At 71.7% G+C, this 13,336-nt stretch carries 12 protein-coding genes; 7 read left to right on the top strand and 5 right to left on the bottom strand.

All coding sequences use genetic code 11. The features are described 5' to 3' along the window. Nucleotides 1–28: 28 nt before the first annotated feature. From dusB to Mam01_RS22445, 4 genes are all read left to right on the top strand, one after another. The gene (gene dusB / locus Mam01_RS22460; protein WP_239101523.1) at nucleotides 29–1,141 is read left to right on the top strand and encodes a tRNA dihydrouridine synthase DusB; all 1,113 of its coding nucleotides are present in this window, start codon (nucleotides 29–31) and stop codon (nucleotides 1,139–1,141) included. Between the two features lie 69 nt (nucleotides 1,142–1,210). Continuing rightward, nucleotides 1,211–1,837: a heme ABC exporter ATP-binding protein CcmA gene (gene ccmA / locus Mam01_RS22455; RefSeq protein ID WP_204287197.1), complete on the top strand. Its 627-nt coding sequence runs from the start codon at nucleotides 1,211–1,213 to the stop codon at nucleotides 1,835–1,837. Next, nucleotides 1,834–3,354 carry a DUF6297 family protein gene (locus tag Mam01_RS22450; protein ID WP_239101522.1) on the top strand — a complete coding sequence of 507 codons (1,521 nt, stop codon included), beginning with the start codon at nucleotides 1,834–1,836 and terminating at the stop codon, nucleotides 3,352–3,354. The genes ccmA and Mam01_RS22450 overlap by 4 nt, the downstream gene beginning before the upstream one ends. 72 nt (nucleotides 3,355–3,426) lie before the next feature. Further along, nucleotides 3,427–3,609 (top strand): hypothetical protein, encoded by a 183-nt coding sequence (locus Mam01_RS22445; RefSeq protein WP_204287196.1) that lies wholly within the window; start codon nucleotides 3,427–3,429, stop codon nucleotides 3,607–3,609. Between the two features lie 133 nt (nucleotides 3,610–3,742). Here the strand turns inward: Mam01_RS22445 and Mam01_RS22440 are convergent, their stop codons facing one another. Next, nucleotides 3,743–6,235, bottom strand: coding sequence for a DEAD/DEAH box helicase (locus Mam01_RS22440; protein ID WP_204287293.1), 2,493 nt, complete (start codon nucleotides 6,233–6,235; stop codon nucleotides 3,743–3,745). A gap of 138 nt (nucleotides 6,236–6,373) precedes the next feature. On the opposite strand from Mam01_RS22440, the gene Mam01_RS22435 reads away from it, so the two are divergent. Further along, nucleotides 6,374–7,531: a sensor histidine kinase gene (locus Mam01_RS22435; protein WP_204287195.1), complete on the top strand. Its 1,158-nt coding sequence runs from the start codon at nucleotides 6,374–6,376 to the stop codon at nucleotides 7,529–7,531. A gap of 10 nt (nucleotides 7,532–7,541) precedes the next feature. Here the strand turns inward: Mam01_RS22435 and Mam01_RS22430 are convergent, their stop codons facing one another. Together Mam01_RS22430 and Mam01_RS22425 are read right to left on the bottom strand one after the other, a co-directional pair. Further along, nucleotides 7,542–8,207 (bottom strand): rhomboid family intramembrane serine protease, encoded by a 666-nt coding sequence (locus Mam01_RS22430; RefSeq protein WP_204287194.1) that lies wholly within the window; start codon nucleotides 8,205–8,207, stop codon nucleotides 7,542–7,544. 216 nt (nucleotides 8,208–8,423) lie between these two features. Continuing rightward, on the bottom strand, nucleotides 8,424–8,825 hold the full coding sequence (locus Mam01_RS22425; RefSeq protein ID WP_204287193.1) for a nitroreductase family deazaflavin-dependent oxidoreductase: 402 nt from the start codon (nucleotides 8,823–8,825) through the stop codon (nucleotides 8,424–8,426). Between the two features lie 183 nt (nucleotides 8,826–9,008). On the opposite strand from Mam01_RS22425, the gene Mam01_RS22420 reads away from it, so the two are divergent. After that, nucleotides 9,009–9,215 (top strand): hypothetical protein, encoded by a 207-nt coding sequence (locus tag Mam01_RS22420; RefSeq protein ID WP_204287192.1) that lies wholly within the window; start codon nucleotides 9,009–9,011, stop codon nucleotides 9,213–9,215. 165 nt (nucleotides 9,216–9,380) lie between these two features. Here Mam01_RS22420 and Mam01_RS22415 read toward each other — a convergent pair whose 3' ends face one another. Continuing rightward, nucleotides 9,381–9,941, bottom strand: a complete 561-nt coding sequence (locus tag Mam01_RS22415) for a TetR/AcrR family transcriptional regulator (RefSeq protein WP_204287191.1) — start codon at nucleotides 9,939–9,941, stop codon at nucleotides 9,381–9,383. A 118-nt stretch (nucleotides 9,942–10,059) separates the two neighbouring features. Between Mam01_RS22415 and Mam01_RS22410 the strand changes: the two genes are divergently transcribed. Then, the gene (locus tag Mam01_RS22410; RefSeq protein ID WP_204287190.1) at nucleotides 10,060–11,658 is read left to right on the top strand and encodes an MDR family MFS transporter; all 1,599 of its coding nucleotides are present in this window, start codon (nucleotides 10,060–10,062) and stop codon (nucleotides 11,656–11,658) included. A 218-nt stretch (nucleotides 11,659–11,876) separates the two neighbouring features. On the opposite strand, the gene gnd is transcribed toward Mam01_RS22410, so the two are convergent. After that, nucleotides 11,877–13,298 (bottom strand): NADP-dependent phosphogluconate dehydrogenase, encoded by a 1,422-nt coding sequence (gene gnd, locus Mam01_RS22405; protein WP_204287189.1) that lies wholly within the window; start codon nucleotides 13,296–13,298, stop codon nucleotides 11,877–11,879. Nucleotides 13,299–13,336 lie beyond the last annotated feature (38 nt).

Below are 13,336 nucleotides of genomic sequence, written 5' to 3'. Positions count from 1 at the left end.
CACGGCCGGCGGCGGGGAGAATGTATGGGTGAGAATCGGCGCGCTCGAGGTCTGGCCTCCCGTGGTGCTCGCTCCCATGGCGGGCATCACGAACATCGGTTTCCGCACCCTGTGCCGGGAGCAGGGCGGCGGGCTGTTCGTGTCCGAGATGATCACCTCGCGGGCGCTGGTCGAGCGGGTGCCGCTGACGTTCCAGATGATCCGGTTCGGCCCGCACGAGTCGCCCCGCAGCATCCAGCTCTACGGCGTCGATCCCGCGATCATCGGCAAGGCCGCGCGCATGATCGCGGAGGAGGACCTGGCCGATCACATCGACCTGAACTTCGGCTGCCCGGTGCCCAAGGTCACCCGCAGGGGCGGCGGCTCCGCCCTGCCGTACAAGCGGAACCTGCTGCGCGCCATCCTGCGGGAGGCGGTGGCCGGCGCCGGGCCGCTGCCGGTGACGATGAAGATGCGCATGGGCATCGACGAGGACCATCTGACGTACGTGGAAGCGGGCCGGATCGCGGTGGAGGAGGGCCTCGCCGCCGTCGCCCTGCACGCCCGCACGGCCCGCCAGCACTACGGCGGCACCGCCCACTGGGACGCGATCAAGCGGCTGAAGGACGCGGTGCCGGAGGTCCCGGTGCTCGGCAACGGCGACATCTGGAGCGCCGACGACGCGTTGCGGATGGTCGCCGAGACCGGCTGCGACGGCGTGGTGATCGGCCGGGGCTGCCTGGGGCGGCCCTGGCTGTTCCGCGATCTCGACCTGGCCTTCGAGGGGTCGCCGGAGCGGACCCGGCCGACCCTGGGCGAGGTCGGCGCGATGATGCTGCGCCACGCCGAGCTGCTCTGCGAGGTCATCGGCAGTGAGCGGCACGGCCTGGCCGACTTCCGCAAGCACGTCGGCTGGTATCTCAAGGGCTTCGTGGTCGGCGCCGAGACCCGGCGTGCCCTCACCTCGGTCACGACCTTGTCCGAGATGGCCGAGCGGGTCGCCGAGCTGGACGCCGGCCAGCCGTGGCCGGACCAGGCCGACGGCCCGCGCGGCAAGAGCGGCGAGCGGTCCAAGGTGTCGCTGCCGCACAACTGGCTCGACGACCCCGACGACATGACGATCCCCGGCGCCGGCGCGGAGGACCCCACCTCCGGCGGCTGAGCCGCACGTGGGGCGTTCGCGCCGTGCTCGTTGCGCCCGCCGGCGGGCCCGCGGCGTAGGCTCGGGGTCATGCCGAACGCGATCATCACGGCGCGCCGCGTCGCCGTGGACCTGGGCGGCGTGCCCGTCCTCCGCGACGTGGACCTCACAGCCGTTCCAGGAGAGATCGTCGCCGTGATGGGGGAGAACGGCGCCGGAAAGTCCACGCTGCTGCGCTGCCTGGCCGGCCTGCAGCCCTCGCCGTGCGGCGAGATCGACGTCCTCGGCGGGCCGCCGGCGGATCTCCCCGGCTTCTGGCGGGAGGTCGCGCTGGCGGGCGACGAGCCCGCCTGGTATCCGGGCCTGAGCGTCCGCGAGCACCTGGAACTGATGGGCGCCGTCCGGCAGGACGCCCGCCTGACGGCCGGCGAGGCGCTGGCGACCTTCGAGCTGGGCGCGCGGGCCGATCTCGCCCCGCTGTCGCTGTCCACCGGGCAGCGTCAGCGGCTGTCGCTGGCGATGGCGTTGCTCCGGTCGAGCCGCCTGCTCCTGCTCGACGAGCCGGAACGCGGTCTGGACGCCGCGTTCCGGCGGCGCCTCGCGGGGATCCTGCGCGGCTACGCGGCCGAGGGCGGCGCGGTCGTGATGGCCACCCACGACGCACGGCTGGCGCAGGAGGCGGGAGCCCGCGTGGTCACGCTGCGAGCGGCCTCGTGATCCCGTCGCTCGCACGGCCGCACCCCGCGCTCGCCTACCTCCGCGCTCGCCGTCGGCGGCCGGCGACCTGGTCGGACCGCTACACCAGGGTTTTCGGCCTGCTCGTCGCCGCCGCGGTGCTCGGCCGCCCGGTCGCCGAGGCGATCGCCGGGCTGGCCCGTCACGCCGACCCCGCGCGGCTCGGCGCCGGGCTCGCGCTGGTCGCGGCGGCCTACGCGGGCCTCCTCGTCCTGGCACGGGCGCTCGGTCCCGTCGTGCTGCCGGCCGCCGACGCCTCGTGGCTCGTGACCTCGCCGCTGCCCCGCCGGGCCGTGCTCGGCCGTACGGCCCTGCTCCTGCTGTCGGCGGCGGTGCTCGCCGGGGCGGCGCTCGGGCTGACGGCGCTGTCGGTGTTCGGAGCCCCCGACCGGCTCGGGGTGCGTCTCGCGGCGGCGCTGCTGCTTGGTGTGGCGGCGGGCGTGGGCGGCATGGCCGCGGCGGTGCTCGGCCAGCAGTCCCCGGCATCGGACGCCCGGCTGCAGGTGCTGATCGCCGGAGCTCTCTCGGTGGCCGTGCTCGCGGCCGTGCTCGGCGCCGGCCCCGGCCGCCGGATCCTCGCCGCCGTCGCCGGGGCGCCCGCGTCGATGGGCGCGGCGGTCGCGGGTGTCGCCTCCCTCGCGGCCGCCCTCCTCGTACGGCGGGCCTGGGCGGCGCTCCCCCGCATCCCCGCCCACCGGATCCTGGCCGCCTCGACGCGGACGGCGAGGGTGACCTCGGCGGCGACCACGCTGGATCCCGGGACGCTCACCTGGGTGATGGAGGACGCCCACTGGCGCGGCCGGGCGCTGCGCTCCCGTCCCTGGCCCCGCCTCGTGTCGCGGTCCGGCCCGGCGCCCGCGCTGGCCTGGCAGGAGTGGCTGCGCGTGGGCAGGCGTCCCGGCCGCCTGGCGGCGCTGCTGGGGGCGGCGGCCCTGCCCGCCGTCTGCGCGGACGCCACCGGTGGCGCGTCCGGGCCGGTCGCCGGGATGCTGCTGTGCGGAGCGCTGACCGCCGCCGCGATGTGCACGGGAGGGGTCCGGCGCGAAGGCGGCGACCCGGCCCTGGCCCGGATGCTGGCCGTGGGCGGCAGGGCGGTCACGGCCGCCCGGGCGGGGCTGCCCGCGCTGCTGGCCGCCTCCTGGGCGGCGCTCGCCCTGGCGGCCCTCCAAGCCGTGGGCGCGTTGCCCGCGGGGGCCTGGTGGCTGTTCGGGCCGGCCGTGGCGCCCGCGCTCGCGGCGGGCGCGCTGCGGATGGCCCGGCGGCGGCCGATCGACCACTCCATGCCGGTCATCGACACTCCGGGCGGTGCGGTGCCGACCGGCCCCCTCGTCTGGGCGGCGACGGGCCCGGACCTGGCACTGCTCGGGTCCCTGCCCACGCTCGCCGCGATCGCTTCGCCGCCTGTCTCGGTGGCGCCGTACCTCGCCGCGCAGGCCGCCGCCGGGGCCGCCGTGCTCACCGCCTACATCCTCCGGTCCGCCCGGAGAGCTCCCCACTGACCCCACCCTGTTCGGCAACCCAGGGGCGTCCGTAACTCGCGTGAACAGGACCACTCCGATCTTCTGCTTGTGATGGCCATCCGCAGGTCCGGTGCGCTGTCGAGGAACATCACGATCGGGTGGCGGTCCTCGTACCAGGAACCGCTCCTCTGGGCGGCCGATGCCGTCGTCGGCGCCACGACATGGTGGCTGGACGGGCGCGCGGCGTGCTTCGATCTTCTGCACGAGAAGGTCAGCGTCATCGACCTCGACTGAGGATGGAAAGCGCGAAGGCCGGACGCCCGATTCCATCGGGAGGCCCGGCCTCACTTCCGACACCCACCGGGGGCGCGGCATCACCAAGTATGCATCACCGAGCGTGCCCTCGGTGATCTGTAACGTGGGTCCGTCAGAGGCGGGTGAGGCCGGTGACGTGGAGGACGGCGTGGCCCTCCTCGTCGGAGGCGGCGAGGTCGACCTCCGCGCTGACGCCCCAGTCGTGGTTGCCGGCCGGGTCGTCGACGATCTGGCGCACCCGCCACAGCTCCTTCTCCTCCTCGACCAGCAGGAGGGCCGGGCCGCGGGCGTCCGGGCCGGTGAGGATCTCGTCGTGCTCCTCGTAGTAGGCGTCGAGGGCCGCGCCCCAGTCCACGTCCGGGTAGAGCTCGGTCAGCTCCTCCTCGCGGTCGAGCGCGGCCAGCTCCACCAGGCGGAACATCGCGTTGCGCACCAGCACCCGGAAGGCGCGCGGGTTGGCGGTGACCGGGCGGGTCCGGGTCTCCAGCTGCTCCTGCCCGGCGGCGAGGGCTTCGGCCGGGTTGGCCAGCTTCTCCCACTCGTCGATGAGGCTGGAGTCGACCTGGCGCACCAGTTCGCCCAGCCATTCGATGAGGTCCACGAGGTCGTCGGTCTTCAGGTGCTCGGGCACGGTCTTCGACAGCGTGCGGTACGCGTCGGCCAGGTAGCGCAGCACCGTGCCCTCCGAGCGGGCCAGCTCGTAGAACTGGATGTAGTCGGTGAAGGTCATCGCCCGCTCGTACATGTCGCGGACGATCGTCTTGGGGCTCACGACGTGGTCGCCGACCCAGGGGTGCCCGCGCCGGTAGGTCTCGTACGCGCCGAAGAGCAGGTCGGCCAGCGGCATCGGGTGAGTGATCTCCGCGAGGCGCTCCATCCGCTCCTCGTACTCGATGCCGTCGGCCTTCATCTGCGCGACCGCCTCGGCCCTGGCCTTGTTGAGCTGGGCGTGCAGGATCTGCCGCGGATCGTCCAGCGTCGACTCGACGATGGAGACGAGGTCCAGGGCGTACGTGGGGGAGGCGCGGTCGAGCAGCTCGAAGCTCGCCAGTGCGAAGGTGGCCAGCGCCTGGTTGAGCGCGAAGTCCTCCTGCAGGTCCACGGTGAGCCGGGCCATGCGGCCGTGTTCGTCGGGCTCGGCGAGCTTCTCGACGATGCCGCCGGCCAGCAGCGACCGGTAGATCGCGATGGCGTGGCTGATGTGGCGGCGCTGGGTCTTGCGGTCCTCGTGGTTGTCGGTCAGCAGCCGCTTCATCGCCTGGAAGCAGTCGCCGGGGCGGTTGATGATCGACAGCAGCATGGCGTTGCTGACCTTGAAGCGGGAGGTCAGCGGCTCGGGCTCGGCCGTCTGGAGCTTCTCGAAGGTGTCCTCGCTCCAGCCGACGAACCCCTCCGGCGGCTTCTTGCGGGCGTAGCCGCGGCGCCGCTTGGGGTCGTCGCCGATCTTCGCCAGCGCCCGCTCGTTCTCGATCACGTAGTCGGGGGCCTGGCAGACGACGTAGCCGACCGTGTCGAAGCCCGCCCGGCCGGCCCGCCCGGCGATCTGGTGGAACTCCCGCGCCCGCAGCCGCCGTACCTTCGTGCCGTCGAACTTCGACAGGGCGGTGAACAGCACGGTCCGGATCGGGACGTTCACCCCCACGCCGAGGGTGTCGGTGCCGCAGATGACCTTCAGCAACCCCGCCTGCGCGAGGCGCTCCACCAGGCGGCGGTACTTCGGCAGCATCCCCGCGTGGTGCACGCCGATGCCGTGCCGTACGAGCCGGGACAGGGCCCGGCCGAACCGGGTGGTGAACCGGAAGTTCCCGATCAGGGCGGCGATCTGTTCCTTCTCCGCCTTGCTGCACATGTTGATGCTCATGAGCGCCTGGGCGCGCTCCATCGCCGCCGCCTGGGTGAAGTGGACGACGTACACGGGGGCCTGCTGAGTGGACAGCAGTTCCTCCAGCGTCTCGTGCAGCGGGGTGGTCCGGTAGGAGTAGATGAGCGGCACCGGCCGCTCGGCGTGCTTCACGACGGCGGTGTCGCGCCCGGTTCGGCGGGTGAGGTCGGTCTTGAAGCGCTCGACGTCGCCCAGAGTGGCCGACATCAGCACGAACTGCGCCTGCGGCAGCTCCAGCAGCGGCACCTGCCACGCCCAGCCGCGGTCGGGCTCGGCGTAGAAGTGGAACTCGTCCATGATCACCGTGCCGACGTCGGCGTCCGCGCCGTCGCGCAGCGCGATCTGGGCGAGGATCTCGGCGGTGCAGCAGATGACCGGCGCGTCGGCGTTCACCGTGGCGTCGCCGGTCATCATCCCGACGTTCTCGGTGCCGAACAACGCGCACAGGTCGAAGAACTTCTCCGACACCAGCGCCTTGATCGGCGCGGTGTAGAAGCTGATCTCGTCCCGGGCGATCGCCGCGAAGTGCGCCCCGGCGGCGATGAGGCTCTTGCCCGAGCCGGTCGGGGTCGACACGATCACGTTGTTGCCGGAGACGACCTCGATGAGGGCCTCCTCCTGCGCGGGGTACAGCGTGAGGCCCCGCTCCGCGTTCCACGACGCGAACGCGTCGAACAACGCGTCGGGGTCGGAGCCGGAGGGCAGGCGGCGGAGGAGGTTCATGCTGTCGGTCACGCTTCTTATCCTGCCCAAGCCGCGTGACTGTTTCGACCGGCAGGTCGTACGGCAAGCTGTGGCACAACTACGTCAAAGGGGTGTGGCGGAGCCTGAATCCGCAGGTCAAACCCACAAACTGGCCGCGTGGGGGAGAATTGGGCCCGGCTCGCGGAGCGGCGCCGGGACACGCTCGGCGACGTGCTGCTCGCGCTCGCCGTGCTCGCCTTCGCCGTTCCCGCGATCCTCACCGGCCGGTCCTTCTCCCTGATGCCGGTGCCGGAGGCCGTACGGCTGGCCGTGGCGTCGGCCGCGGCGGCGGCCATGCTGGTGCGGCGCCGCACGCCGTGGCCCCTGGTCACCGGCACGGCCGCGTGCGCGCTGTTCGCGGGCCAGCTCGTGCCGCTGACGCTCGCGGCGTACTCGCTGACGGCCGAGCGCGGAGGGCGCCGGCGGCTCGGGGCGGTCGCCGCGCTGGCCGTGGCGTACGTCGTGGTCGACCGCGTCAGCCCCTACACCGATCACGCGCCTCTCCTGGCGGTCATCTGGGCGGCGGCGCTGGTCTGCCTGCCCGCGCTGGTGGGCCACTGGGTGTGGCGCTACCGCGCCATGATCCGGGAGCTGCGGGAGCGCGCGCGGGCCGACCAGGAGCATGCGGCGGCGCTGGAGCGCCGCCGCATCGCGCGGGAGCTGCACGACACGGTCACGCACGCCGTCACCGTGATGGTGCTCAACGCGGGCCTCATCCAGGACACCGACGACCTCGGGGAGATCCGCAAGCTGGCCCGTGCCATCGAGGACAAGGGCGTGCGGGCGCTGACCGAGCTGCGCGAGCTGCTCACGGCGCTGCGCAGCAGCGACCTGCCGCCGTCGGCGGAGAGCGTGGAGGGGATCCCGCGGCTGGTCGAGGAGAGCCGGGCCACCGGCCTGCGCGTCGCGCTGCACTACGAGGTCCCGGAGGAGGCGCTGTCCCGAGAGGCCGGGCACACCTGCTACCGGGTGGTCCAGGAGGGGCTGAACAACGTGCGCAAGCACGCCTCCGGGACGGACGTGCAGGTGGTCTGCGAGGCGCGCGGCGACACGCTCGACGTGTCGGTGGTCAACGGCGGAGGGTCCGGCGGCGGCGGGGGACGGGCGGCGCCGGCCCGGGTGCCCGCCCACGAGGGGTCGGGCTACGGGCTGACCGGCCTGAGCGAGCGGGTGGCGCTGCAGGGCGGGCGGCTCACGTACGGGGCCACCGCCGACGGCGGGTTCGCTCTCCGCGCCAGCATCCCCTACCGCCCGCCCGGGGGGCCGGCGCGCTGAGCCGGGGACCTTACAGGCCCAGGTCCTCGATCTCCTTGAGCAGGGCCGGGCGGGAGCCGCCGGGAGGGGTGTCGCCTTGGGCCTTGTCCACGCTCCGCGCGCCGCGGTCGCGGAACAGGTAGCCGCCGAGGATGCCGCCCGCGAACCCGAAGACGTGGGCCTGCCAGCCGATGCCCTCGGCCGGCAGCAGACCGGTGAACTGGTAGGCGAAGCACAGGCCCATCACCAGGCCGATGACGATGTCGATCAGGTGCCGGTCGAAGGCGCCGCGGACGAGCACGTACCCGAAGTAGCCGAAGACCAGGCCGCTCGCGCCCGCGCCGACGGTGGCGGCGTCGGCGGTGAACCACGAGCCGAGCCCGCTGGCGACGGCGATCAGCCCGGTGACGCCGAGGAAGCGCCGCACGCCCCGGTAGGCGGCGAGGAAACCGAAGATGAACAGCGGCCCGGAGTTGCCCTCGATGTGCGCCCAGCTCCAGTGCAGGAGCGGCGCGGAGACGATGCCGGGCAGCCGCTCGACGTCCCACGGCCGGATGCCGAAGCTGTAGCTCAGGGAGTAGCCGGAGGCCCAGTTGGCCACCTGCACGGCCCAGATCAGGGCCAGGAAGCCGACCATGACCCAGAACGCCTTCCGGGCCTCGGCGACCATGATCTCCGCGGTACGGCCGTCGCTCACGGAAGCCTCCCGGTGGTGTGGATCACGGTGCTGGGGATCACGCGGGAAACATACCGCCGACGGCCGCGCGAGTCACCGGGTATCGATCCATCGGGTGCCGGTTGCGCGGTGCCGGTTGCGCGGTGCCGGTTGCGCGGTGCCGGTTGCGCGGTGCCGGTTGTGCGGTGCCGGTTGCGCGGTGCCGGGGCCGCGCTGTGATGCGGCCCCGCGTGAGAGTCAGGCGCGTTCGATCACGACGATCGGGATCTCCCGGCTGGTCTTGGTGGCGTACTCGTCGTACGCGGGCCAGGCGGCGGTCATGGTCCGCCACATGTCCGGCCGCTCCTCCGCGGTCGCCGTACGGGCCCGGGCCCTGAACCTGTCTCCCTTGATCTGGAACTCCACCTCGGGGTCGGCCTGGAGGTTGAGGTACCAGAGCGGGTGCTCGTCGGCTCCGCCCTTGGAGGCGACCACCAGATAGCCGTCGCCGTACGCCTGGTAGATCAGGGGGGTGCTCCGGGGCTGCCCCGATTTGCGGCCCTTGGTGGTGAGGATGGCCGTGGTCGTGCCCTCCCACTCGTGGCCTTCCTCACCCGCGGTCTCGATGTAGCGCTTGACGTGTTCCTGTCCGAAGAGCATGTCGCGATCCTAACGCCGCAGGCCAGGAGACCTGATCAAGGCTTTGGCCTGCCAAGGGCGGCTATGCCCTCGACGGTACGCCCGGCAAGCGGTATGCCCAACCGCTCTATTTCCTTTGGTTGCTCAAAGTGGCTGGGTAATCACGAGCTGTCAGGATCTCTTCTTCCCCAGCATGGAGCAACGGTGGACCAATCAGCACTCGTCATCGCTGCCGTGGGTGGTCTCGGCCTCTGGGCCGCTGTCAGCTACATCCGCCATTACCTGTCGCAATGCTCCAAGTGCAAGGGATCCGGCAAGGTCTACTCGGGGTTCTGGCCGGGCCAGTACCGTCCCTGCCCGCGCTGCAAGCGCAAGGGTGAGGTCAGCCACGGCTTCGGCCCGAAGGGGTAGGCGGCCAGGGCGGGCTCGGCCGCGAGGAGCGCTGTCTCCGCAGCCGGCATCCGAGCCGAGCCTGTGATGAGGCCGCCGTCATTGACCGCAGTCCGGGACGGGGTCTCTGACCTGCGAAGGCGCGGCCCTCATGTATTCCTGTCCGAAGTTTCCACAGGGCCGGGGTCAGGCACCGGAGGCGTCCGCCAGTTCCAGGGCGACCTCGAGGCCGGCCTCGGTCCGCTGCTCTTCGGTGGTCGACTCCTCGCGGATCAGGAACCACGCCGCGTGCATCGCGAACAGCGCCATGGAGCGCTTGAGCCGCACCGGCAGGGGGTCGTCCGGTCCGTACAGGGACTGCATCAGCGCGCCCATGCGGTCGCGCATCAGGTCGACCTTGACGTGTCCCTGCAACGCCGTCTTGTTACGGTCCATGAACTGCATGACCTCGTGGTGGCGCCCGCGGGTCATCTGCGCCGAGTAGCGCAGGATCAGCTCCCGGCGGGTCTCCGCCGTAGGGGGCTGCCCACCGGCCCATGCGATCAGCTCGTCCAGCGCGGCGATGCGGTCCTCGATCAGGCTGGCGACTATGTCCTCTTTTGTGCGGAAGTGGTAGTACAGTGCCGCCTTGGTCACGCCGAGGGCCTCGGCGATCTCCCGGAGGGACGTCGCCTCGTATCCCTGCTCGGTGAAGAGCCCGATCGCGACCTCCTGGATGCGGCTGCGTGTGTCGGTCTGAGCGCCCATGTCCTGCTGACCCCTAATTAACTTGACGGCCGGCAAGTAAGGACAATACCTTAAGTCGGCACTAGCCTGTCGGCAAGTAAGTAACCTCTCGCAAACCTTTACTTATGGGGGCACCACGATGACCGAGGCTCCGCCCGCGCCGGGGCGGTCCAAAGAAGTGATGGCCGTACTGCCCGGCCTGATGCTGGCGATCATGCTGGCGATGCTCGACAACATGATCGTTGGCACCGCGATGCCGAGGATCGTCGGCGAACTGAACGGCCTGGAGTACTTCACCTGGGTCACCACGTCGTACGTCCTGGGCACCACGGTGTCCACGCCGATCTGGGGCAAGATCGGCGACCTCTACGGCCGCAAGAACATCTTCCTCGGGTCCATCGTGCTGTTCCTGGTCGGCTCCGCGCTCTGCGGCATGGCCGGATCGTCGATGTTCGGGGGCACCGAGCACGGCATGGCCGAGCTCATCGCCTTCCGCGCGTTGCAGGGCCTCGGGGCCGGGGGCCTCATGGTCAACGTGATGGCGATCATCGGCGACCTCGTGCCGCCCCGCGAGCGGGGTCAGTACCAGGGCATCATGGCCGCGATCATGTCGCTCGCGATGATCGCCGGGCCGCTCGTCGGCGGCTTCATCACCGACCACCTCGACTGGCGCTGGGCGTTCTATGTGAACCTGCCCCTCGGCGGTGTCGCCCTGGTCTGGCTGTTCTTCCGGCTGCACCTGCCGAAGCACCGCACCGAGCACCGCATCGACTGGCTCGGCGCGACCGTCCTCACCATCGGCATCACCGCGATCGTGCTGATCACCTCGTGGGGTGGGCAGGCGCATGGCTACCCGTGGGGCTCCTGGCAGATCCTGTCGCTGGCGGCGCTCGCGGTGGTCGCGCTCGCGCTCTTCATCCCGATCGAGCGGCGCGCGCCCGAGCCGATCATGCCGCTGCACGTGTTCGCCAACCGCAACTTCTCGCTCATCTCGGCGCTCGGCTTCCTGCTGGGCTTCGCGATGTTCGGCGCGATCAGCTTCATCCCGCTGTTCCAGCAGATCGTGCAGGGCTCCACGGCCACCAACTCCGGCCTGCTCCTGCTGCCGATGATGATCACGTCGATGATCGTGTCGCTGTTCGTCGGCAGGGCGATCACCCAGACCGGGAAGTACCGGATCTACCCGGTCATCGGCGGGGCGATCATGGCGGTCGGCATGTGGTTGCTGTCGCTGCAGGACGTCAACACCCCGTCCTGGCAGACCGGCGTCTTCATCGCCGTCTTCGGTCTCGGCATGGGCTTCCTGATGCAGACGACCATGCTCATCGCGCAGAACAGCGTCGAGCAGAAGGACCTCGGCGTGGCCAGCAGCGCCTCCACGTTCTTCCGGTCCATCGGCGGCTCGTTCGGCGTCGCGATGTTCGGCGCGATCTTCAACAACCGGCTCACCGACACCCTGAGCGACAAGCTCGGCCCGGCGGCGGCCAAGCAGGCCGCCAGCGGCGGGGCGGGCATCACCCCCACGGCGCTCGAGCAGCTTCCCCCGCAGGTCAAGAGGCTTTTCCTGGACGCCCTCGCCACGGCCATCGGCTCGGTGTTCCTCTGGGCGGCCGTGGTCGCCGTGCTCGTCCCGGTGCTCGCGGCGTTCGTCAAGCACGTCCCGCTGCGCACCGGCGCTCCGAGCGCCGCCGCCCCCGACGGCGAGAAGGCGGAGCCGCTGACCGCCGCCTTCGAGTGAGCCGGCCGACCGCCGGCTTGAGACCGAGCTTGAGCTTGGGTCCGAGACCGGGCCTGAGATTGGGCCTGAGATTGGGCCTGAGATTGGGCCTGAGAGTGAGCTGAGACCCGGCCGGTACGGCCCTCGCCCCCGCGCGGGCGGGGGCCGTACCAGGTTCCGGGGCCGGTCAACCGGACCGGTCAACCGGACCGGTCAACCGGACCGGTCAGGCGGACCGGTCAGGCGGAGTGCTCGGCGCGGTCCGCCGACCAGTCGGTGTGGAAGACGCCCTCCCGGTCGGTGCGGCGGTAGGTGTGCGCGCCGAAGAAGTCGCGCAGTCCCTGCAGCAGCGCCGCCGGCAGCCGGTCACGGCGCAGCCCGTCGTAGTAGGCGAGCGCCGAGGAGAAGCCCGGGGTGGGCACCCCGATCGTCGCCGCCGTGGCCACGACCCGCCGCCACGACTCCTGGGCCTCGTCCAGCGCCTGTGCGAAGGTGGGGTCGACCAGCAGCGTCGGCAGGTTCGGGTCCGCGTCGTAGGCGGCCCTGATCCGGTCGAGGAAGCGCGCCCGGATGATGCAGCCGCCACGCCAGATGGTGGCCATGTCGCCGAGCCTCAGGTTCCAGCCGTACTCCGCGCTCGCCGCGGCCATCTGGTCGAACCCCTGGGCGTACGCGACCACCTTGGAGGCGTACAGGGCCCGGCGCACGTCCTCGACGAGGCCGGAGTCGCCGGCGGTGCCGGACGGGCCGGTGAGCGAGCGGGCCGCGGCCCGCTGCTCCGGGTGGCCCGACAGCGCCCGGGCGAAGACCGCCTCGGCGATGCCCGTCACCGGGACGCCGAGGTCGAGGGCGCTCTGCACGGTCCAGCGGCCGGTGCCCTTCTGCTCGGCCTGGTCGACCACCACGTCCACGAACGGCTTCCCGGTCGCGGCGTCGACATGGCCGAGCACCTCAGCGGTGATCTCGATGAGGTACGACTCGAGGTCGCCCCGGTTCCACTCGCGGAAGACGTCGGAGAGTTCCTTGGGGTTCAGCCCGAGGGCCTGCCGCAGCAGGTCGTACGACTCCGCGATGAGCTGCATGTCGGCGTACTCGATGCCGTTGTGCACCATCTTCACGAAGTGGCCGGCGCCGTCGGGGCCGATGTGCACGCAGCAGGAGACGCCGTCGACCTTGGCCGCGATGTCCTCCAGCAGCGGGCCGAGCGTCGCGTACGCCTCGGGGTCCCCGCCGGGCATGATGCTGGGGCCGTTGAGGGCCCCCTCCTCCCCGCCGGAGATGCCGGTGCCGACGAAGTGGATGCCCCGCTCGCGCAGCGCGGCCTCCCGGCGGCGGGTGTCCAGGTAGTGGGCGTTGCCGCCGTCGATGATCATGTCGCCCGGCTCCATGACGGCGGCGAGCTCCTCGATCACCGCGTCCGTGGGGGCGCCGGCCTTGACCATGATGATCGCCTTGCGGGGCCGCTCGAGCGCGGCGACGAACTCCTCGATCGTGCCCGCCGACACGAACGCGCCCTCGTCCTTGTGCTCCTCCATGAAGCGGGTGGTACGGCTTTCCGTGCGGTTGTGGACCGCGACGACATGACCGTGGTGCGCGAAGTTCCGGGCGAGGTTGCGGCCCATGACCGCGAGGCCCGTGACTCCGATGTCTGCCTTGTTCATGGCTAAAGTCATACCGCTCCTGGGTGGGGGCGCTCGGC

Origin of the sequence: Microbispora amethystogenes, from assembly GCF_016863015.1 — a bacterium.
Lineage (GTDB): Bacteria > Actinomycetota > Actinomycetes > Streptosporangiales > Streptosporangiaceae > Microbispora > Microbispora amethystogenes.
The sequence above is the reverse complement of the archived record's forward strand: the minus strand, read 5'-3'. Positions and strand labels throughout refer to the sequence as shown.